Genomic DNA, 21589 nt, shown 5'->3' on the forward strand with positions numbered 1-21589 from the left:
TTATTACCTTGCGATCAGAATTTGACCGTGCCGGTGACAAAGACCTGGCGCGGGTTGCCGTAGAAGGCGGTCAGTGTGCCTTCGGTCCCCAGCGCCGAGGTCGGCAGGCCGTTCGCGCCGAGGATCGGCACGCCGGTAACCGGGTTCACGCCGATGAAGGTATAGCCCGAGGTCTTGTAGTGCTTGTCGGTCAGATTCTTGCCGAAGACGCCGAGACTCCAGCGGCCTTCGGGCGCGGTGTAGACGAGGCTGGCGTCCCACAGCGCGAAGCCCTTCTGGTCGATATAGGGGTTCGGGATTTCGAACTGGTTGGTCTTGCTGCGGTACGACAGCGTTGTGCCGAAGCTGATGTCGCCGTCGCCGACCGGGGCTGAATAAGCGAGCGTACCGCTGGCGGTCCATTTGGGCGTGTTCTGGACGCGGCGGAAATCGGCGACGTCGGTCGGCACGCCGGCGATATTGGTGACGAAGCGCTTGTACTGCGCATCGATATAGCCGAGCGCGGTCGACAGCGTCAGCCGGTCGCCAGCCGCAGCCAGATCTTCGCCCAGCCGCGCGCGGCCCTCGAACTCGAGGCCCTTGAAGGTCGCCTTGCCGGCGTTCGACACGATGCCGCAGAAGCTGGGCAGGCCGCCGACGGTGCAAGCGACCGAGCCGGGGATCTGGACGTCGGTATAGTCGGCATAGAAGCCCGCAATTGCGACGTTCAGCCCGCCGTCGAACAGGCTGCCCTTGTAGCCGAGCTCGTAGCTTTCGACCTTTTCGGGGCGGAAGCTCAGGAAGGCGGCGATTTCAGCGTCGCTGCGCGTGCCGTTGCCGTCGAGGTCGGGCGCGTTGGCCCCGACGCCGCGCGGATCGAAGCCGCCGCCCTTGAAGCCCTGCGAATAGCTTGCGTAGAGCGTGTGATCGGGCGTGGGCTTGAAGGTCAGCGAGGCGCGCGGGGTGAATTTGTTGAACTTGCGGCTGCCTTCGAAATCGGTGCCCGGCGCGCCGAAGGGAACGCCCGCGCCGCCGAACACCGGCGAGCCGCCGCCGAGATAATTCTGGCGCAGGATCGAGGCCTCGCGCTTGTCCCACGTATAGCGGCCGCCGAGCGACAGGCTGAACTGGTCGGTGAAATCATAGGTGAAATCGCCGAACACCGCCGCGGTCTTGGTATCGACATCGGCCTCGGTGAAGGCGGTCAGCCCGGCAAAGGTGTTGAAGATGCGGACGTCGAACAGCGTGTCGGCGGTCGCGTCGAGATAATAGAAGCCAAGCAGGCCTTTCAGCTTGTCGCCTTCGTACAGGAGCTGGAATTCCTGGCTGACCTGTTCGTTGAAATAAAAGCCGGGAACGTCGACGTCGACCGCGGGCAAAGCGTCGAAATCGATCGGGGTCGCCGACTTGTCCTTGCGCCAGGCGCTGATCGAGCGGAGCGTGACCGTGTCGCTGAGTTCGGCGGTGACGTTCATCGCAAGCCCGTAAGCCTCGATGCTCTGCTTGGGATCGACGAGACCGCCGCGGCTGTCATAGACGTCGTCGAGGACCGGCGCGTTCGTCGCGAGGCTGGGAATCAGGCGGTGGCCGCCGCGCGGATCGCTCTTGTCCTTGCTATAGTCGCCCGAGATGCGGATCAGCACCGGCTCGCCATAGCCGCCGAACTCGACGGTTCCGCGACCGGCCCAGACATCCTTGTTGTAATTTTCGAGGCCGGTGGTGAGATTGTCGCCGAAGCCGCCGCGCGAGAGTCGCGCGACCGAGCCGCCGATGCGAAGCAGATCACCGATCGGGGTGCTCGCGGTAACGATCAGATCGGCCTGCTTGTAGGTTCCGAGCGTGCCCTTGATCTTGAGCGAGAAATCCTGCGGCAACGGGGCGGTAACATATTTGACCGCGCCGCCGATGGTGTTGCGGCCATAGAGCGTGCCCTGCGGCCCACGCAAAATTTCGATGCGCTCGACGTCATAGATGTCGAGCACTGCCGCCTGCGGACGGTTGAGATAGACGTCGTCGAGGTAGAGGCCGACGCCCTGTTCGAAACCCGACACCGGATCCTGCTGGCCGACGCCGCGGATGAAGGCGGTCAGCGTCGAGTTCGAGCCGCGCGAGACCTCGAGCGTCGTGTTCGGAGTGGTCTGGCCGATTTCGGTGATGTCGATCGCGCCGGCCTTTTCGAGCGCTTCGCCCGAATAGGCGGTGATCGCGACCGGAACGTCGATCAGCCGTTCGTCGCGGCGGCGGGCGGTGACGATGATCTCTTCATCGCCGGCATCGGCACTTGCGCCTTCTTCCTGGGCGAAGGCGGCGGGCGTGAAGGCGAGGATCGAAAGCGCGCTCGTTGCATAGACGGCACGGCGCAGCTGGCGGGCGAAAGGACGCATGAAAACTCTCCCATGTGGCGGACGACCCCTCGCCGTCCCTCCTCTTTTCTTGGGCCCGGTCTTGCCAAGCCGCGCGCCACCCAATAATGAAACATGAACCAAGTTTCAACTTGGAATGTGAAACCGCTATGTTTTGCCTGCCGGTGATGCGAAAAGGTCACGCTGGCGGTAACCCGAGGAGGGGCAGGCGGACAGGGGACGGGAAGGCAAGGCAATGGATCAGCCGCGCTCATCGGCGCCGCTAAGGGCGGAAGAAACGGGGAATCCCGACAAGACACCGCGCACCGAGCGCGGGCGGCGGACCTTGCGCAAGCTGCTCGACGCCGCGGCGACCGAGTTTGGCGAGCGCGGGTTTCACGATGCGTCGATCAGCGGCATCACGCGCCGCGCCGGCACCGCGCTCGGCAGTTTTTACACCTATTTCGATTCGAAGGACGAAATCTTCCAGGCGCTCGTCCGCTATATGAGCGAGCAGTTGCGCGACCATGTCACCCCGCGCGTGCAGGCGGCCCCCGACGAGATCAGCGCCGAGCGGATCGGCCTTGAATCCTTCCTCGGCTTCGTGCGCGAGCACAAGGAAATCTATCGCATCATCGACGAGGCCGAGTTCGTCGATTACGCAAGCTATCGCCGCCACTATGAAACGACGGTCGAACGTATGCGGCAGCGGTTGGAAGCCGGTGCGGCGCGCGGCGAAATTCGCGCGGATGCGAGCGAGGTCCATGCCTGGGCGATCGCGGGGATGAACGTGTTCCTCGGGATGCGCTACGGATTGTGGGATGCCGACGCCGACATCGCCGATGTGGCGCGGATCGCCAACGACATGCTCGCGAACGGACTGAAGAAGCGGGATTAACCGCGCGCGATCAGGAAGATCGCGTGCTCGGCGCGCCAGCTCGCGGCGGCGTCGCTCGTCGGCTTGTCGCCCGACAGATACCAGGCGCCCTCGACCCGGATGCCTTTTTCGCGCAGCAGCTCGCGAAAGTCGCGGACGGTCACATGGTGGATGTTCGGCGTTTCGTACCAGGCGACGGGCAGCAGCCGCGTCACCGGCATCCGGCCCGTCCATAGCAGCGACAATCGCACGCGCCAGTGCGCGAAATTGGGGAAGCTGACGAACGCGCGCGGCGCGATGCGGAGCAGTTCGCCGACTACGCGGTCGGGGCGTTCGGTCGTCTGCAGCGTCTGCGACAGGATGGCATAGTCGAACGCGTCGTCGGGATAATCGGCGAGGTCGCGGTTTGCGTCGCCCTGCACCACCGACAGCCCCTGCGCCATCGCTGCCTCGATCGCCGCAGCGTCGATTTCGAGCCCGCGCGCGTCGATCCGCTTTTCGGCGCGCAGTTCGGCCATCAACGCGCCGTCGCCGCAGCCGATGTCGAGTGCGCGCACGCCCGCCGGAATCGCATCGGCGATGATGCGCAGGTCGGGACGAAGCGCGCTCACCAGCCGGCTCCGAGCGCGCCCGCCATGATCCGGTCGAGCGCAGGGACATCGAGCAGGAAGCTGTCGTGACCGAAGGGCGCCGACAGCTCGACGAAACTCGCCGCCGCACCCACCGAATGGAGCGCCTGGACGATGCGCCGCGATTCGGCGGTCGGATAGAGCCAGTCGGTGTCGAAGCTCACCAGCGTGAAGCGCACATCCTTGGCGTTCGCGAAGGCACCTGCAAGGCGCCCGTCGTGCGGCTCGGCGAGGTCGAAATAGTCCATCGCGCGGGTGATATAGAGATAGGCGTTGGCGTCGAAGCGGTCGGTGAAGGCCAGCCCCTGGTGCCGCAAATAGGATTCGATCTGGAAATCGGCGTCGAAGCCGAAACTCTTGATGTCGCGCGCCTGCAGCCGGCGGCCGAACTTCTCGGTCAACCCTTCCTCGGACAGATAGGTGATGTGCGCCGCCATGCGCGCGACCGCGAGGCCTTTTGTGGGCGCCCGCGCGCTGCCGTAATATTGGCCGCCCTGCCAGTCGGGATCGGCCATGATCGCCTGCCGTCCGACCTCGTGGAACGCGATATTCTGCGCCGAATGGCGCGCTGCGCTGGCGATGACGACCGCGGAACGCAGCCGCTCGGGATAGGATGCGGCCCAGGCGAGCGTCTGCATCCCGCCCATCGATCCGCCGATGACGGCATGAAGCCGTTCGATGCCGAGATGATCGAGCAGCATCGCCTGCGCGCGCACCATGTCGGTGATGGTGATGACGGGAAAGGCCATGCCCAGTGGTGCGCCGGTCGCGGCGTCGGGGGTCGCGGGGCCGCTCGACCCCATGCAGCTGCCGAGGACGTTGGCGCAGATGACGTGGAAGCGATCGGTGTCGATGGGCTTGCCGGGCCCTACCATCCGCGCCCACCAGCCGGGCTTGCCCGTCGCAGGATGGTCGCTCGCGACATATTGGTCGCCGGTGAGCGCGTGGCAGATCAGCACGGCATTGGACTTGTCGGCGTCGAGCGCGCCATAGCTTTGCCAGGCGATCGTCACCGACGGCAGCGACTGGCCGCTGTCGAGCGGCAGGGCTGCGGGAATCGTCACGCTCTGGTGCTGGATCTGGTGAAGCAGGCTTGCCATCGTGCGCGCGGGGCTAAGCGGGCGCGGACAGGCTGTCAACGTGCTGGACTTGGGGCGCACAGCCGCTAAACGGCGCGGCATGACCGACGCGACCCCGACCCTCACTCCGAAGCCGTGGATCAGCGGCATCGCCCCCTATGTGCCCGGCAAGTCGGCCGGCGCCGACGGTCGTCCGCTGATCAAGCTCAGCGCGAACGAAAATCCGCTCGGTACCGGGGACAAGGCGCGCGCGGCGTTCGCGGCGTCGCAGGCGGCGGCCGACGCGCTGTCGCGTTACCCCGACCCGGGCGCGAACGAGCTGCGCGCGGCGATTGCGGCGAAGTTCGGGCTCGACCCGGCGCGGGTCATCTGCGGGAACGGCTCCGACGAGTTGCTGCACCTGGCGGCGGGCACTTATGCGGGGCCGGGCGACGAGATTCTCTATGTGCGCTATGGCTTCGCGGTCTATGAAATCGCCGCGCGCCGCGTCGGCGCTACGCCGGTCGAGGCCGACGATCGCGACTATGCGACCGACGTCGATGCGCTGCTTGCGGCGGTGACCGACAAGACCCGCGTCGTCTATCTCGCCAACCCGAACAATCCCACGGGCACGCTCGCGACGCGCGAGGAGGTGCAGCGGCTCTATGCGGGGCTGCCCAAGGACGTGCTGTTCGTGATCGACCAGGCCTATAGCGAATATCTTTCGGCGGCCGAGGACGATGGCGGGCTCGAACTCGCGAAGACGCAGCCGAATGTCTTCGTCACGCGCACCTTCTCGAAGATCCACGGCCTTGCCGCCGAACGGATCGGCTGGGGCTATGCCGCCGCCGAGGTGATTTCGGCGCTGCACCGTATCCGCCTGCCGTTCAACGTCACGCGCGCGGGGCAGGCGGCGGCGATTGCCGCGCTCGGCGACGAGGATTTCGTCGCGAACAGCCGCGACCATAATGCCAGGTGGCGCGCGTGGCTGGCGCAGGAGCTCGAAAGCCTCGGCAACCATGGCGTCCGCGTCGTGCCGTCGGCGACCAACTTCCTGCTCGTGCTGTTCGAGGGCGAGGTCAGCGCCGAGACGGTCTACAACCGGCTGATGGATGCGGGCTATATCGTCCGCTGGCTGCCGGGGCAGGGGATTCCGCAGGCGCTGCGCATGACGATCGGTACCGAGGCGGAAACGCGCGGGCTGGCGGCGGCGGTCCGCGCGGCGCTCGCCGGCTGATGGCGATCGAGCGGGTCACGGTCGTCGGGCTGGGGCTGATCGGCTCGTCGATCGCGCGCGCCGCGAAGGCGCGGCTGCCGCAGGTGACGGTGACCGGCCATGACGCCAGCGCCGATGTGCGCGAAGAGGCGCGGGCGCTCGGGCTGTGCGATACGATCGCCGACGATCCCGCCGCGTCCGTCCTGGGCTCCGACCTCGTAATTCTCGCGGTGCCGGTGGGGCGGATGGCCGATGCGGCCGCCGCGATCGCCTCGGGACTGAAGCCCGATGCGATCATTTCCGACGTCGGATCGTCGAAGGCGGGGGTCGCCGATGCACTGGCGAAGGCGCTGCCCGACCATGTCGTCATTCCCGCGCATCCGGTCGCGGGGACAGAGAACAGCGGACCCGCCGCGGGCTTCGCGACCCTGTTCGAGGGGCGCTGGTGCATCGTGACGCCGGGCGCGAGCGCGCCCGCCGACGCCGTGGCGGCACTGTCGGGCTTCTGGGAAGCGCTCGGCGCCAAGGTCGACACGATGGATGCGGCGCATCACGATATGGTACTCGCGGTGACCAGCCACCTGCCGCACCTCATCGCCTATACGATCGTCGGCACCGCGAGCGAGCTGGAGGAAGTGACCGAGAGCGAGGTCATCAAATATTCGGCGGGCGGCTTCCGCGATTTCACGCGCATCGCGGCGAGCGACCCCGTGATGTGGCGCGACGTGTTCCTGGCGAACAAGGATGCCGTGCTCGAAACGCTGCAGCGCTTCAACGAGGATCTCACCGCGCTCCAGCAGGCGATCCGCCGCGGCGACGGAGCAAAGCTCGAGGACTGGTTCACGCGCACCCGCGCGATCCGGCGCTCGATCATCGAACAGGGGCAGGATGATGCCGCGCCCGATTTCGGGCGGCGGCATTGATTTTCCGCTGACACGGAAAGCGGCGGCGGGCCAGTGCCGCTATCTGGCCGAAAGCAGCGCCTCCGGCGGGTTCAGCGCATTGATGGCGCGCCAGACCCGCTCCTCGGCCTCTTCGCGCGGCAGGCCGGCGGGGATCGTCTCGCCGATCCGGTAGGTGATCGTGCCCGGCCATTTGACCCAGCGGCGCGGCGGATAGACGAGGCCGCTGTTCACCGCGACCGGGATCACGGGCACGCCGAGCATCCGGTAAACGCCTGCGAAGCCCGAGCGGAGCGGCGGCGCCGACCCGTGCGGTACGCGCGTTCCCTCGGCGAACAGCACCAGCGGACGACCCTTCGCCAGCGCGGCCTTGGCGGCGTTCAGCATCGCGCGCATCGCCTTGCCGCCGCCGTCGCGGTCGACCGGGATCAGGCCATAGAAGCGCGCCGCCTGCCCCCAGACGGGGATCGAGAACAGCTCTTCCTTCGCGAATACCGCCGGATGCCTGAACAGCATCGGCTGTTCGATCGTCTCGAACGCGCCCTCATGCTTGAAGACGTAGAGGACGGGGATATCGGGCATGTCGCCCTCAACGACGATCCTCTGCCCGAGCACGAAGCGGCATATCAGCCGGTGGAATTGCGCCCAGATGCGCACGAACCAGATCGTCGCATGGTGCGAGACCGGCAGCGAAATGACGGCGCCGATCGACGAGATGCTGCTCATGATCACGAACAGCAGCCAGAAGAGGATCGAGCGGAGAAGGGCGATGGTGTAGCGCATCGGCGCGGTTTCTAGAGGCCGAGGAGCCCGCCCGCCAGCCCGGCGAGATATTTATGATATTCGCGGAACAGGGTCGCGAAGTTCGGCTGGCTCCGCACCGCGTCGGGGACGATCCGAACCGTGTCGCCGACCGCGCGGCCGATCTCATATTCGGCGCGGCGCATGTGCCAGTCGGTGGTGATCAGGCGGATGCTCTTGTAGTTGCGCCGCTGGACCCAACTCGCGACCTCGGTCGCGTTCGAGCGCGTATCCTCGGCCTCGAACCCCAGCGCAATGCAGCAGTCGAAGAGCTTTATGGAGCGCTTGTATTCGGCGGCGAGTTCCCCGGGCTTCACCTCGCGCGCGACGCCGCTGATCAGCAATCGCTTGGCATCGCCGGCCTCGAGCCGTTCGAGCGCGCGGTCGATCCGGCCGGGTCCGCCGGTCAGGACGACGATCGCGTCGGTCTTTTCGGCGGGTGCGGGCTGCGGCAACAGCAGCGCAAACCAGGCGAAGCCGAGCACCCAGGCCAGGAAGATGAGCGAAATCAGACGCTTGATCATAGTATCTTCTGGAGGGCGGCGAGCAGGGTCAGCCGCGCGGTCAAAGCTGCGAGCGCGATAGCCAATAGCGGCAGCGCCAGCAAGAGCGTCCAGCCGGCGGGGCCGAGCGACGCGGTCGCGGCGAGCCCCGAGGTGACCCCCGACCATTGCCAGCCGATCAGCAGCAGGATCAGCGCCGCGACGACGGTGCCGAGCGCGATGCCATAAGCCGTGTCGATCGCGATCCGCCGCTGGAACAGCCGCGTGATCTGCTGGTCGGTCGCGCCGATCATGTGGAGCATCTCGATCGTCGCATAATGGGTGCCGAGCGCGGCGCGCGCCGTCATGATCACGACCGCGGCGCTCGCGAGCGTCATCAGGACGACGAGGCCGCCCGCGACCCAGGCGAGCGAACGGATCAGCCGCGCGACGGGGCCGAGCCATTCGGCGTGCGGGATGATCCGCGCGCCCGGTGCCTCGAGCGCGACCAGCGCGCGGAGCTGGCCCATGTGGCGGGCGCGGTCCTCGCCGACGAAATCGATGTCGATCAGCGCGGGGAGCGGCAGCGACTGCAGCACCGGGTCGTCGCCTTCCGCACCGCCGAACCATTGGCCGAGCGTCGCCTTCAATTCCTCCTGTTCGACCGCGCGCGCCGAGCGGACGAAGGGCTGCGCGGCGGCGGCGCGGCGCAAGGCGACGGCCTGTTCGGCGCGGGTGACGGGGTTGGCGGTGACGATCTGCACGGTCACGCGCCCCGCGATCGCGTCGCCGATCGCGTTCGCCGAGCGCGCGAGACCGACACCCGCTGCCGCTGCGAGCAGGGTGAGCAGCATCAGGATCGCGATGACCCACGGCGTCGGCCCCGACAGGCGGCGGTCGGGGAGCAGGCGGCGGTGCTGGACGGGAACGCGGGGGATGATCATCGGCGCGTCACGATCGGTTCGGCGGATAGCGCAGCGCGCCGGTCGGGTCGGACAGGCGCCCTTTCTCGAGGCGCATCATCTGCGCATTCTCGATGCGGCTGATCAGGTGGATATCGTGCGTCGCAACCACGACAGTGGTGCCGAGGCGATTGAGCGCCTCGAACAGCCCCAGAAGGCGCGTCGCCATCTCGGGATCGACGTTGCCCGTCGGTTCGTCGGCGACGAGAAGCTGCGGCCGCGCGATCACCGCGCGGGCGATCGCGACGCGCTGTTGCTCGCCGCCCGAAAGCGTCGGGGGAAAGGCCTCGGCGCGCTCGGCGAGACCGATCCAGCTCAGCATCTCGCCGACCGGGCCCGACAGATCCTCCTCGCTCACCCCCGCGATGCGCAGCGGCAAAGCAATATTGTCGCGCGCACTGAGGTGCGGGATCAGCCGGAAATCCTGGAAGACGACGCCGATACGGCGGCGAAACCCAGGCAGGCGATGGCGCGGCATCGACACCAGATCCTCGCCGAAAAGCCGGACGATCCCGCGGCTCGGCCGCTGCGCGAGATAGAGCAGCTTGAGCAGCGAGGTCTTGCCCGCGCCCGATGCGCCGGTGAGGAAATAGAAGCTGCCCGGCTGGAGGTTGAAGCTGATGTCGGACAGGATTTCGGCATCGGGGCCGTAGCGGAGCCCGACGCCGCTGAATTCGACCATCGCGCCGCCAGACCGGGGCGTCGACGTCATGACGCCCCCATGGCGCGCGCGGGGGCGCCCGACGAACCGTGGATGATGACAGCCCCGACGCTCATGCGCCCGGCTGTTACATGCCTGTCCACAGAGGTAAAGTGCTCTGTTTCGCAGGAGGCGGCGCCGGCCCGTTCCCCCGCCCAACCTCGCGATACGATATGCTCTGGGAGGATGGGCGGGGGAGTGGGCCGGCACCGCGACAAGCTGCGCGTAACGCAGAGCTTGCCACGCGCGAATCGGCATGTTTAGAGGGGAGCCATGATCCTTGCCTGCCCGTCCTGCCATACGCGCTATGTCGTCCCCGACACGGCGATCGGACCCACCGGACGGACAGTACGCTGCGCCAATTGCCGGCACAGCTGGTTCCAGGAGCCCGCGGCGCCCGCCGCCGCAGCTCCACCGACCCCGCCGCCGCCGGCCGAACCGGCTGCGGCCGGGCCCGCGCCGGTCGTGCGCGAGCCCGATCCGGCGCCTGCCGTGCCGCCGCCCGAAGCGGTGCCCGAACGACCGGTTTTCGTCGAAGAGCCCGTCGCGGCTGCCCCGCCGCCGCCGCCCGAAGCCTTTGCCGCGCCCGAAACGCCGGTGATCCAGCCGCCGGCGGAAGACGCTCCGCTGCCCTTCCGCCGCCCGCGCCGCAACCCGGCGCGGCGCTGGACGCTGATCGCGGCGAGCGCGGCGCTGTTGATGCTCGCCGCGACCGGCGCGCTCTACTGGTTCGGGCTGCCCGGCTGGGCGCAGGGCCTCGGGATTCCCGGGATGACCGACGAGCCCGATCTGGTGATCGAGCTGCCGCCGAACCAGGACCATCGCGAACTGGCCGACGGCACCATCTATTTCGCCGCGTCGGGGGTGATCATCAACCCGACCGATCGCGAACAGCGCGTGCCGCCGATCCTCGCCGAGCTGCGCGATGCGCAGGGGACGATCGTCTATAGCTGGACGATCAAGCCGCCGGTGCGGATGCTGCCGCCCAACGAGAAGGTCAATTTCAGCGAGGCCAAGCTCGACATTCCGCGCCGCGCCACGCAGCTGACGGTGAGCTGGGCGCTACCGAAGGGCTGATATCCCAGAGTGTTACGGTGACGTCACGGCGTCACAGGCTGATCGCGGCGGCCAGCGAAAACAGGAAGCTGGTCAGCGTCGCGACGACGATCGGGGCGAAGCTGCGCCACCCCTGATCGAGCAGCAGGTGCAACCGCGCCTTCATTGCCGTCGCGACGATCGCGAGCAGCAACAGCGCCTGCGCGGCGGTATTCGCGGCGCCCTGCACTGGCTTCGGGATCGCGACCAGCGAATTGACCGCGGCGACGGCAAGAAAGCCGAGGATGAACCACGGCAGACGCAGCGGAATGCGCGTCTTGGTATTGGCCTCGCCGCTCCGCGCCAGCCAAAGACCGACGAGCATCAGCATCGGCGCGAGCAGCGCGACCCTCGCCAGCTTGACGATCGTCGCGACCTCGCCCGCTCGAGCGGAAAAGGAGAAGCCGCCGCCGATCGCCTGCGCGACGTCATGAATCGATGCGCCGATCAAAAAGCCTGCCTGCTGGTCCGACAGGCCGAGTTCGGTCGCGAGTATCGGGTAAAGCGTCATCGCGAGTGCGCTCGCGACCGTGATGCCGACGAGCGTCAGGGTGAAGCGCGCCTGGTCGACGCGCTTGTCGCCGATCAGCGAATAAAGCGCGAGCGCCGCCGACGCGCCGCAGATCGCGGTCGCCCCGCCCGCGAGCAGCGCCGAATGCCTGTCCTGCCGGAACAGACGCGCGCTTGCGACGGTCGCGACGATCACCGTGAGCATGATGAGCACGAGCAGCGCAAAGGGCAGCGGCCCCAGCTCGACGAGCTGTGTGGCGGTGATCCGCGCGCCGACGAGGACGATCCCGATGCGCAGCGCGGTCTGCGACATCAGGTCGAGCCCCGCGTGCGTTCGCTTGTCCTGCGACAGGAAGCTCATCGCGAGCCCGATCAGCAGCCCCATCAGCACCAGCGGCGCGGCATAATGGTCGGCGAGCCACGCGGCGGCGAGCGCGGCGATGGCAGTGACGAAGGCGCCGGGCAGATAGTCGCGCAGCCGGCGCTTCGCGGGCGGTACCGCCTCGAGCTGCATTTCGCCATACAGGTCGGCCGCCATCGGCCAGCTCTGCTCGGATGCGCGCATACGCTTTCCCCCAAATCGCCGCCCGCTTCGCACATCTGCGCGCGGCGGTCGATAGGCCATTGCTGGCGACGCCCTTGCTTGCTAGAGGCCGCGCTCTACCGGCACCCGTAGCTCAGCTGGATAGAGCGCTGCCCTCCGAAGGCTGATGTCAAGGGCGGCTGGTCTTTAAGTGATGACGAAAAGGAGTTCGTTTACAAAGGTTTGCGAGAAACGCGAGTAGAGCTTCCAACTCACAGGTTTTCCGCGTAAGCACGGCGTAAGCAATAGGCACCCATAGCTCAGCTGGATAGAGCGCTACCCTCCGAAGGTAGAGGTCTCAGGTTCGAATCCTGATGGGTGCGCCATCCCTGCCTTGATTGACTTCTGGGTCGAGCGACTGCTCCCCATTCGAAGCTACTCAGACTTACGTCACAGTTTGGTCTGTGACGGCGGGGCGGAGTAGACCCACTCCAGTTTCCACAACTTTGAGCCGGGCTTGGAGCACGGACATCACCTGCGATGAGCTCCGATACTCGGCCTTCCCTGTATGGCCCAGTGCCAGCCCCGGCCGGCAGAGGCCTGCGCCTCATCGCGGCGGTGTATGTTCTGTGAACCGTTTGCTTTCAAAGCCTGGCCGCCGACCCCACCGAGATGTCCCCCGATTTTCGGCTTATTAAGACACGCCAGTCCCGAAATTGATGGTGCCATGTGTATCCGCCGGGTACACATAGGGCCATGAAGGACTCAGGGCTTCGCATCCGCATTGAGCGGGATTTAAGGGAGAAATTCCTAGCAGCATGCCGGGAGCAGGACCGGCCTGCTGCACAAGTCATTCGCGAATTTATGAAGAATTACATCAGTTTGCACACCAGTAATGCGGGCGCTTCAAGAGTCGGGGCGGAGAAGAAATGAACGCGGTTGAAATTGAGCAAGCCGTTAGCGATTTGGCCGAGCGCCCATTCGACCCAGTGGAATTCCCCTTCGCGTTTCTAGAGGCCTTCGGCAACAAGGAAACCACTATCAAGCGCCTGCGAAGCGGCGTGTCGAACAAGTCGGACATGGGCGGAGTCCTCCAAACTAACAACATCCATATCGTTAGCTGCGCCGTGGGAGAGGTCACGAAAACCCTTCTCGCGCTAAGGGCCAGTCCAGCCACCTCGCGGGCCAAGGCGAAGTTCGTGCTCGCGACGGATGGCGATATGTTCGAGGCGGAAGATATCGAGAGCGGCGAGACCGTCGCGTCCGCATATGGGGATTTTCCTGATCATTTCGGCTTCTTCCTGCCGCTTGCAGGGATTTCGACCGTTCAGCAAATCCGCGATAACTCGTTCGACATCAGAGCGACTAGTCGCCTCAATCGCCTCTATGTCGAGCTTTTGAAGGACAATCCTGATTGGGGCACGGCAGAGCGGCGGCCCGACATGAATCATTTCATGGCGCGCTTGATCTTCTGCTTTTTCGCCGAAGACACAGACATCTTCAGCAAGACAAGGCTATTTACCGACACAATCGATAAGATGAGCGCGAAAGACTCGTCAAACACCCATAGTGTCATAGGCACGCTCTTCCGCGCAATGAACACCAAAGGCGAAGATCGAAGTTCGGCGTCTCTTCCTCGATGGGCCGAGCCGTTTCCCTACGTGAACGGCGGGCTGTTCTCGGGAAACACGGACGTACCGAGCTTCAGCCGGATCGCGCGATCATATTTAATCCATATAGGGAAGCTCGACTGGAGGCAGATCAATCCCGATATTTTTGGGTCGATGATCCAAGCCGTCGCAGACGACGAAGAGCGCAGTGCGCTCGGGATGCACTACACCAGCGTGCCGAACATTCTGAAGGTACTGAATCCGCTATTCCTCGATGATTTGCGGCAGCGGCTCGAAGAAGCTGGCGACAACGCTCGCACGCTATTTAATCTGCGCAAACGCTTATCGAAAATCAGAGTGTTCGATCCAGCCTGCGGCAGCGGAAATTTCCTTGTCATTGCCTACAAGGAAATGCGCGATATCGAAGCCACTATCAACACGCGGCGTGGCGAAGCCGATCGACCTTCTGATATCCCGGTGACGAACTTCCGCGGTATCGAGTTGCGTGACTTCCCTGCAGAGATTGCGAGACTTGCGCTCATAATTGCAGAGTACCAGTGCGACGTGCTCTATCGAGGCCAAAAGCTGGCTCTTGCGGACCTTCTGCCGCTTGATGCCCAGAACTGGATTTTTAGAGGCAACGCCCTGCGCCTAGATTGGCTAAGCATTTGCCCTCCAACCGGAACAGGGGTGAAACTGGTAGGTGAAGATCTATTCAGCATCCCGCTCGACCAGGCTCAAATCGACTTCGAGAATGAGGGTGGCGAAACGTACATTTGTGGTAACCCGCCTTACCTCGGAAGTAAGTGGCAGAACGAGGATCAGAAGGACGATTTAAGGGCGATTTTTGACAGTCGCACGCCCGCATGGAAGTCCCTAGACTATGTCGCAGGCTGGTTCATGAAGGCTGCGGATTACGGCTTGAGATCGAACGCCGCTGCGGCGTTCGTTTCAACCAATTCGGTCTGTCAGGGACAACAGGTTCCGATCCTGTGGCCCCTGATTTTCGGCACCGGCCACCAGATCTCGTTTGCCCATACCTCATTCAAATGGGCCAATCTTGCGAGCCACAACGCGGGCGTGATTGTGGCAATCGTCGCCATTTCGCGGGAGGCACCGGCTTCCAAACGCCTGTTCTCGATCGCCGATGACGGTTCGGTGACCGAGCGGCAGGTGAGCAACATCAACGCCTACCTTGCGGCCGGCGCCAACACTTCCGTCGATGCGGCACGAAGCCCGATCGGAGGTCTATCTCCAATGCTCTTTGGAAACATGCCGCGTGATGGCGGCCATTTCATCTTGTCGCCAGATGAGCGTAGGCAGGTTCTCCACCAGTATCCCGAGTTGGGTCGGTTCGTCCGGCCCTATCTGGGCTCCGAGCAGATGATTCAGGGAAAGCCCCGCTGGTGCGTTTGGATCGAGGCCAAGGACTCCGAGTTTGCGGAGGCCCACCCATATTTACGAGCCCTGTTAGCCCGCGTGCGGGATTTCCGCGCCAGCAGCGCAGCCGCATCGACTCGGGATTTCGCTTCCAAGCCCTATCGGTTCGTCCAGATCGCGGGCACTGCCAAGCGCTACACACTGGCCGTGGCGAAAGTGTCGTCGGAAAGACGCCCCTACCTGCCCGTGCATCTTTTCGATCGGGAGACGATCGTAAGCGATCTGTTGTTCGCCCTCTACGATGCACCGTTGTGGAATATGTCGATCGTGGCGTCGCGGCTTCATCTGGTCTGGGTCGCCACCGTCTGCGGAAAGCTAAAAACGGACTTCCGATACTCGAATACGATTGGCTGGAACACCTTTCCGGTTCCAATCCTCACCGACAAGAACAAGGCTGATCTGACACGATGCGCGGAAGATATTCTCCTCGCCCGTGAGGCCCATTTTCCTGCAACGATTGCAGATCTCTATGAGCCCGAGCACATGCCGTCTGACCTGCGGCAGGCGCACGAGCACAACGACGAGGTTCTGGAGCGCATCTATATCGGGCGGAGATTTCGCAATGATACCGAGCGGCTGGAGAAACTGTTCGATCTTTACACGAAGATGACCACTTCGCAGGGCGAAACCAGAAGACGCAGGGCGGGGGCAAACGCATGACCGACGAAAAGAGATCCGTCCCCTCTGTTTCGGTTTCATATGTGCGCAACGGCGCTTCGACCAAAGCCAATGCGCTCGGCATGCGGCCCATGCAGGAGCGCGCCTTCGAAAAGCGCGGTGAGCAGTACCTTCTCATCAAGTCGCCTCCAGCCTCCGGGAAAAGCCGTGCGCTGATGTTCATCGCGCTCGACAAGCTGGCGCATCAAGACGTGAAGCAGGCTATCATCGTCGTGCCGGAAAAATCGATCGGCTCCAGCTTCAATGACGAGCCGCTCACCCGGTACGGCTTTGAGGCCGACTGGCATGTCGAGCCGAGGTGGAATCTCTGCAATGCGCCTGGCGGGGACAACGGCGGTAAGGTCAAGTCCGTCGTCGCCTTTCTTGATAGCGAGGACAAGGTGCTGGTTTGCACCCACGCCACGTTCCGCTTCGCCGTGGACGAATACGGCGTGGAGCGATTCGATGGCCGCCTGATCGCGGTGGACGAGTTCCACCACGTCTCGGCCAATCCCGACAACAAGCTCGGTCAGCATCTCGGCCAGTTTATGGCCCGTGACCGCGTGCATATCGTGGCGATGACGGGCTCGTATTTCCGTGGCGACGCGGAGGCCGTGCTCGCGCCGCACGACGAAGCGAAGTTCGAGAGCGTCACCTACACCTATTACGAGCAGCTCAACGGCTACGAGTATCTCAAGCAACTCGACATCGGATACTTCTTTTATTCCGGCTCCTATGCCGACGACATTCTTGGGGTGCTTGATCCCGCCGAGAAGACGATCATCCACATTCCGAACGTCAACTCGCGCGAGAGCACGAAGGACAAGATCAAGGAGGTCGAGCACATCATCGGCGAGCTGGGCGAGTGGCAAGGGGCTGATCCGCTCACAGGCTTTCAACTCGTCAAAACGCTCGAGGGGCGAATTCTGCGCATCGCCGATCTCGTCGATGACGATCCGGTCAAGCGGGATCGTGTCTCGCTGGCGCTCAAGGATCCCAGGCAGAAGAACAACCGAGATTTTGTGGACATCATCATCGCGCTCGGGATGGCGAAGGAGGGTTTTGACTGGATTTGGTGTGAGCATGCCCTCACAGTCGGATACCGCTCCAGCCTGACCGAGATCGTCCAGATCATTGGACGCGCCACGAGAGATGCGCCGAACAAGACCCGTGCTCGCTTCACCAATCTGATCGCGGAACCCGATGCGTCGGAGGCGGCTGTTACCGAAGCGGTGAACGACACACTTAAGGCCATCGCCGCAAGCCTCCTCATGGAGCAGGTTCTTGCGCCGCGCTTCGAATTCAAGCCAAAGAATCCGGCGAGCGGCCCTTCGCCTGGCTTCGACTATGGCGAAGGCGGATACGACCCCACCAAATGCAATGTCGGCTTCAACGAGCAGACCGGCCAGTTCCAGATCGAAATCAACGGGCTTGTGGAGCCTAAATCCAGCGAAGCTGCGCGCATCTGTCAGGAGGACCTCAACGAGGTGATCGCGGCCTTCGTGCAAGACAAGACCGCGATCGAGAGAGGTCTGTTCGACGAGGAGCTCGTGCCAGAGGAGCTTACGCAAGTGCGTCTCGGGAAGATCATCAAGGATAAGTATCCCGAGCTGAGCGACGAGGACCAGGAGGCGGTGCGCCAGCACGCTATCGCCGCGCTCACCCTGACGCAGCAGGCGAAGAAGGAAGCAGATGGCGAGCCGAGCGCTAACACTGCCCTGATCGATGGCGTGCGTAAATTCGCGCTTAGCGTCACCGAACTCGACATTGATCTTATCGACCGGATCAACCCATTCGGCGAAGCATACGCCATCCTTGCAAAAACGATGAGCGAGGAAAGCCTCAAACAGGTAGCTGCCGCCATCGCAGCCAAACGCACGACCCTCACGCCCGATGAGGCCAAGGAACTGGCCGTGCGCGCCGTGAAGTTCAAGAACGAGCGCGGACGGCTTCCTTCCATCAGTGCGACCGATGCGTGGGAAAAGCGCATGGCAGAGGGCGCGGCCGCGTTTGTCCGCTTCAAGGATGAGGGCCGCTATGAGTGATCTCAACCTCGATGAACTGCGCGAGGAGCTGGCCGAGTTTGCCCAGCCGGAAAAGAACGCCGGACGCTCCCAGCGTGAGGAGCGCATCATTGCGGGTTTTGAGGAAATCCAGCGCTTCACCGAGGAGCATGGCCGCGCCCCGAAGCACGGCGAAGAAGGGGATGTTTTCGAGCGGCTCTATGCCGTCCGGCTTGACCGTCTTCGTGGTCTAGAGGAGTGCCACTCCCTTCTAGCGCCGCTCGACCATCAAGGATTGCTGACTGGTGCGGAGAGCGCTTCCGCCTCGTCGGTGGAGGAAATGGACGAGGATGAGCTACTCGCCGAGCTAGAAGGCGCGGCAGGATCGGCCGACATCACCGAACTTCGTCATGTGCGAACGACCGCCGAAAAGCGTGCAGCGGAGGAAATCGCCAACCGTGAGCGGTGTGAGGATTTTGAGCGGTTTGAACCTTTGTTCGAAGCCGTTCAGGCCGAGATCGATTCCGGTCTGCGCGAAACGCGTCCGTTCGAAATGAAAGCGGAGATCGGCCCCGGCGCATGGTTCATCGTCAGCGGGCAAAAGGCTTATGTTGCCGATATGGAGGAGGTCTTCGTCAACGCGCAGGGCAAGACCGATGCTCGGCTCCGTGTGGTTTTCGACAACGGCACCGAGAGCAATATGCTCATGCGCTCGCTCCAGCGGGCGCTGCATAAAGACGAGGTCGGAAGGCGTATAACCGACCCCGTTGCAGGGCCGCTGTTTTCCGGTGAGCACGCCGGCGATGATCTGGCTTCCGGCACGATCTACGTGCTTCGGAGCAAGTCCGATTATCCAACCGTTGCCGCTAATCGCGATCTGGTCCACAAGATCGGCGTAACGAACATGAGTGTCGAACAGCGTATCGCAGGCGCGCGCTTGCAGCCGACATTCATGATGGCCGACGTAGAAATCGTCGCGACCTACGATCTCTTCAACATCAATCGTGCCAAGCTGGAGCGTCTCATCCACCGCGTTTTCGATCCCGCGCGGCTGGACATCACCATTACCGATCGCTTCGGTAATCCTGTGGTGCCGCAGGAATGGTTTCTTGTGCCGCTGTTCGTCATCGACGAAGCGGTCGATCGCATCAAAGACGGCTCGATCACTGGGTTCGTTTACGACCCAAGCAAAGCCGCCCTCGTTCGATCGGGGAACAAGGCATGAGGCTGCGCACGTTCCTTCACAGCGATCAGAATTCACCTACGACCCTCTCGGAGATACAACGGGCTCACGATTGGATCGGCTCGGAAGAATATTTGGGCGTATACGCCTACGCCACTCAGTCCGGCGCTTCCGCCTTCAGCATTGCGATGTCGCCTGCCTTTTGGGCCGGAACGCAATCGCGATGGTTGTTCGGGCTGGATTACGGACGGACCCAGCCTTACGCCCTACGGATAATCAGCGACAAACCCAATGCGGAGGTCCGCATCTACGATGGGGCGTGGATTGTCGAGCAAAACGGATTTCTGCCCCGCCGAGACTTCCATGCGAAGTCATCGATATTGGCAAACCGTACCAACGGCCGAGCGGGGATGATCGTAGGGTCCGGCAACTTTTCCTCAAACGGCCTGCGGAAGAGTATCGAGGCGGGAGCCTCGATCTGCACCGATGTTCAAGTGGAATACGAACGCAGGATCCGCAATATCGAGGCGATGGCCGATGACCTTTGGGCACAAGCCACACCGCTGGACGATATCCTGGAGATATATGAGGAACGCTGGAAGGCAGATTTCGCTGCGGTAACGGCTGAAGATGAGGACGAAGCCGGCCAACCAGCCCCAAACATGTTCTGGATTGAGGCTGGCTACGTCACACAGAATCGTGGACCGCATCGTCCTGGGAACCAGATCGATTTGCCGAGAGGGATGAGCGGTTTCTTTGGCTTTAATCCCCCTGCGAATCTTGCGCGCAACTCGGTAATCGGGACCATTACATTTGAACCGCCGAGCGGCGGCCTCGTTTCGCGAGACTTAAGACTTGGCAATAATCTGATGGAGAAGATAACGCTGCCGATCCCTGAAACGCATGGTTTTGACCTCTATGACGGCAAGGTTCTTGTGTTTCGCCGCAGCGGCAACCGGTTCAAGATGTGGGCATTGGAAGCGGACGATTTCCTCACGGCCTTTGGCAACAGGCTGCACGACGTCAAGGCAATGGCGAGTGGGAGACGTTTTGGACCGATAGCCGACTAGACAATCACTAGTTGCGAGCCGTTCTCAAAAGCCCGGCTTCAAACCTTTTGCGGCCGTCGACTTGGCAGCGATCGCGAAGCGGCTCTTATGGGGTGTACCACGCTGCGGACGCCAATCCGCCAGCTTGATTGAACGCTGCGCCTGAAGCGGCAGAAGTCCGTGTCGGGAGGAATGCCAGCGCAGCATTGGCTACTCAGGCAACGCGTTCTCCGAAAAATGTTTGCGGATGAAGTCGAGCTTCGGATCGATGTATCGACGACAGAAGGGTCTGTTCGGGTCAGTGCGATAATAGTTCTGGTAGCGCTCGTCCGAAGCTTTGAAGCCCGCGAACGGCAGGACGACGGTGTGGACGGGCGTGCCAGCCTCCTCAGCGAATTCGCGTATCGCCTCGTCGGCTTCGACCCGCTGGCTCTCGTCAAAGATATAGATCGCGCTTCGGTATTTGTTCTGCGGTGAGCGGGCACGTGTAGCGGAGTGTGTGCGCAGGTGCACCTCGGACAGTGTCCCCAGCCCGATAACGGAGGGTTCGAACGTTACAATCACCCCCTCGGCCCAGGTGTCAGCCGGAGCGGCCGATTGCAGAAAACCCTGGTCGACCTGCGTGACGCCGCGCAACGCTTGGAAAACGCCCTCGGTGCACCAGTGGCAACCTCCTCCAAAGCCCACCTTCGCCATACTCAACTCCCGCGCAAAGGCACAACGGCCGGGCCAGACCTATCGAGCTGGCGCACGAACGCGATGATCCGCTGTCCGACATCGTTCGCCATTTCGACATGAGGGTAGTGCCCGGCACCCTCGACAATCATGGTTTCCCCATTGAGCCTGGAAGCCAAGCTCCGGGCTTCTTCGACGGGGTCCGGGAAATCGGGATCCTTTGTGCCCATGACGATGAGGCTCGGCACAGAGATCTCGTCCAAGATCGCTGCGGTGTCGGACTTCGACAATGAGAGCATCGTCAAGAGAGCCTGCATGCGCTTTGGCTCCCTGAGGTTTGCAGCAATCGCCGCTTTTACCTCAGCGTGATCCGGCGCCGGTTTCGTCGGGAATAGGCTGCTCCAGTAAGTGGTCCAAAACCAGGTTCGCCATGGCCCCGCAAATCCGAGCCCAAGGACAAGTTTCTGGATCGTCGTGAGGGGAAGGTCGCGAACGATCGGACCGAGCAGCACCACCCCGTTGACGTGACTAGGAGCTTCCTTGGCAGCCCAAAGCGCGGAGCCGGCTGCGAACGAGTTGCCCATGATCACGGCTGGCCCGGCAGCCAACTGTCGGAGGATGGCGACGGCGTCACGGCCGACCGCTCGCGCGGAGTAATCCGACCACTCCGGCGACGATTGGCCGAACCCGCGGACGTCCATCGTCACCACTCGGCATCCCGCATGCTGCAGCATGGGCTTGATGAGCCGATACTCGGAGCGCAGGTCTCCCATTCCTGGGATGCCTACGACGAGAGGTCCGGTTCCGCCCGTATCGTCGAAGGCTATCCTACCGCCCTCTGTCTGGAGGAACTGGGTCTGCCCATCGTTAGGTGCCATGAAACGATCCGATCCTTT

Annotated in this window: 18 protein-coding genes and 1 tRNA gene; 9 read left to right on the plus strand and 10 right to left on the minus strand. The window is 63.5% G+C overall.

The genetic code is table 11. The annotated features are described in order from the left end of the window. Positions 1–14: 14 nt before the first annotated feature. Positions 15–2363: a TonB-dependent receptor gene (locus tag ATE64_RS04470; protein ID WP_082657573.1), complete on the minus strand. Its 2349-nt coding sequence runs from the start codon at positions 2361–2363 to the stop codon at positions 15–17. A 214-nt stretch (positions 2364–2577) separates the two neighbouring features. Here ATE64_RS04470 and ATE64_RS04475 point away from each other — a divergent pair, with 214 nt between their 5' ends. Continuing rightward, entirely contained in the window at positions 2578–3219 is a 642-nt protein-coding gene (locus tag ATE64_RS04475) for a TetR/AcrR family transcriptional regulator (protein ID WP_058454298.1), read from the plus strand. On the opposite strand, the gene metW is transcribed toward ATE64_RS04475, so the two are convergent. Both metW and ATE64_RS04485 read right to left on the minus strand, forming a co-directional pair. Further along, entirely contained in the window at positions 3216–3812 is a 597-nt protein-coding gene (metW, locus tag ATE64_RS04480; RefSeq protein WP_156416484.1) for a methionine biosynthesis protein MetW, read from the minus strand. The genes ATE64_RS04475 and metW overlap by 4 nt on opposite strands. After that, positions 3806–4927, minus strand: a complete 1122-nt coding sequence (locus ATE64_RS04485) for a homoserine O-acetyltransferase (RefSeq protein WP_058454296.1) — start codon at positions 4925–4927, stop codon at positions 3806–3808. Before ATE64_RS04485 ends, metW begins: the two co-directional genes overlap by 7 nt. A 79-nt stretch (positions 4928–5006) precedes the next feature. Between ATE64_RS04485 and hisC the strand changes: the two genes are divergently transcribed. Both hisC and ATE64_RS04495 read left to right on the plus strand, forming a co-directional pair. Next, positions 5007–6122 (plus strand): histidinol-phosphate transaminase, encoded by a 1116-nt coding sequence (gene hisC / locus ATE64_RS04490; protein ID WP_058454295.1) that lies wholly within the window; start codon positions 5007–5009, stop codon positions 6120–6122. Beyond that, on the plus strand, positions 6119–7024 hold the full coding sequence (locus ATE64_RS04495; RefSeq protein ID WP_058454405.1) for a prephenate/arogenate dehydrogenase family protein: 906 nt from the start codon (positions 6119–6121) through the stop codon (positions 7022–7024). Before hisC ends, ATE64_RS04495 begins: the two co-directional genes overlap by 4 nt. Positions 7025–7063: 39 nt before the next feature. Here the strand turns inward: ATE64_RS04495 and ATE64_RS04500 are convergent, their stop codons facing one another. Genes ATE64_RS04500 through ftsE form a run of 4 tightly spaced genes read right to left on the minus strand, consistent with a single transcriptional unit; the run spans position 7064 to position 9960 of the window. Beyond that, complete coding sequence (locus ATE64_RS04500; protein WP_058454294.1) at positions 7064–7786, minus strand: lysophospholipid acyltransferase family protein; 723 nt, start codon at positions 7784–7786, stop codon at positions 7064–7066. 11 nt (positions 7787–7797) lie between these two features. Continuing rightward, positions 7798–8328 (minus strand): YdcF family protein, encoded by a 531-nt coding sequence (locus tag ATE64_RS04505; protein ID WP_058454293.1) that lies wholly within the window; start codon positions 8326–8328, stop codon positions 7798–7800. Continuing rightward, on the minus strand, positions 8325–9230 hold the full coding sequence (locus ATE64_RS04510) for a hypothetical protein (protein ID WP_058454292.1): 906 nt from the start codon (positions 9228–9230) through the stop codon (positions 8325–8327). The genes ATE64_RS04505 and ATE64_RS04510 overlap by 4 nt, the downstream gene beginning before the upstream one ends. A gap of 7 nt (positions 9231–9237) precedes the next feature. Continuing rightward, positions 9238–9960 carry a cell division ATP-binding protein FtsE gene (gene ftsE, locus ATE64_RS04515; protein ID WP_058454291.1) on the minus strand — a complete coding sequence of 241 codons (723 nt, stop codon included), beginning with the start codon at positions 9958–9960 and terminating at the stop codon, positions 9238–9240. A 261-nt stretch (positions 9961–10221) separates the two neighbouring features. Here ftsE and ATE64_RS04520 point away from each other — a divergent pair, with 261 nt between their 5' ends. After that, positions 10222–11025 (plus strand): zinc-ribbon domain-containing protein, encoded by an 804-nt coding sequence (locus ATE64_RS04520; protein ID WP_058454290.1) that lies wholly within the window; start codon positions 10222–10224, stop codon positions 11023–11025. A gap of 31 nt (positions 11026–11056) precedes the next feature. Here ATE64_RS04520 and ATE64_RS04525 read toward each other — a convergent pair whose 3' ends face one another. Then, entirely contained in the window at positions 11057–12118 is a 1062-nt protein-coding gene (locus tag ATE64_RS04525; protein ID WP_058454289.1) for a putative sulfate exporter family transporter, read from the minus strand. Positions 12119–12385: 267 nt separating this feature from the next. Between ATE64_RS04525 and ATE64_RS04530 the strand changes: the two genes are divergently transcribed. The 5 genes from ATE64_RS04530 to ATE64_RS04550 all read left to right on the plus strand — a co-directional run bounded on the left by ATE64_RS04530 (position 12386) and on the right by ATE64_RS04550 (position 20039). Next, positions 12386–12462, plus strand: a tRNA-Arg gene (locus ATE64_RS04530). Positions 12463–13005: 543 nt separating this feature from the next. Beyond that, positions 13006–15786, plus strand: coding sequence for a DNA methyltransferase (locus ATE64_RS04535; protein WP_058454288.1), 2781 nt, complete (start codon positions 13006–13008; stop codon positions 15784–15786). After that, positions 15783–17828 (plus strand): DEAD/DEAH box helicase, encoded by a 2046-nt coding sequence (locus ATE64_RS04540; RefSeq protein WP_058454287.1) that lies wholly within the window; start codon positions 15783–15785, stop codon positions 17826–17828. Before ATE64_RS04535 ends, ATE64_RS04540 begins: the two co-directional genes overlap by 4 nt. After that, positions 17821–19011, plus strand: a complete 1191-nt coding sequence (locus ATE64_RS04545; protein WP_058454286.1) for a GIY-YIG nuclease family protein — start codon at positions 17821–17823, stop codon at positions 19009–19011. The genes ATE64_RS04540 and ATE64_RS04545 overlap by 8 nt, the downstream gene beginning before the upstream one ends. After that, positions 19008–20039, plus strand: a complete 1032-nt coding sequence (locus ATE64_RS04550; protein ID WP_058454285.1) for a hypothetical protein — start codon at positions 19008–19010, stop codon at positions 20037–20039. Before ATE64_RS04545 ends, ATE64_RS04550 begins: the two co-directional genes overlap by 4 nt. A gap of 189 nt (positions 20040–20228) precedes the next feature. Here the strand turns inward: ATE64_RS04550 and ATE64_RS04555 are convergent, their stop codons facing one another. Together ATE64_RS04555 and ATE64_RS04560 are read right to left on the minus strand one after the other, a co-directional pair. Continuing rightward, positions 20229–20714 carry a peptide-methionine (S)-S-oxide reductase gene (locus tag ATE64_RS04555; RefSeq protein ID WP_058454284.1) on the minus strand — a complete coding sequence of 162 codons (486 nt, stop codon included), beginning with the start codon at positions 20712–20714 and terminating at the stop codon, positions 20229–20231. A gap of 2 nt (positions 20715–20716) precedes the next feature. Beyond that, positions 20717–21571 carry an alpha/beta hydrolase gene (locus tag ATE64_RS04560; RefSeq protein ID WP_058454283.1) on the minus strand — a complete coding sequence of 285 codons (855 nt, stop codon included), beginning with the start codon at positions 21569–21571 and terminating at the stop codon, positions 20717–20719. Between the last annotated feature and the right edge of the window lie 18 nt (positions 21572–21589).

Origin of the sequence: Sphingopyxis sp. H073 (assembly GCF_001468395.1) — a bacterium.
In the GTDB taxonomy this organism is placed as follows: domain Bacteria; phylum Pseudomonadota; class Alphaproteobacteria; order Sphingomonadales; family Sphingomonadaceae; genus Sphingopyxis.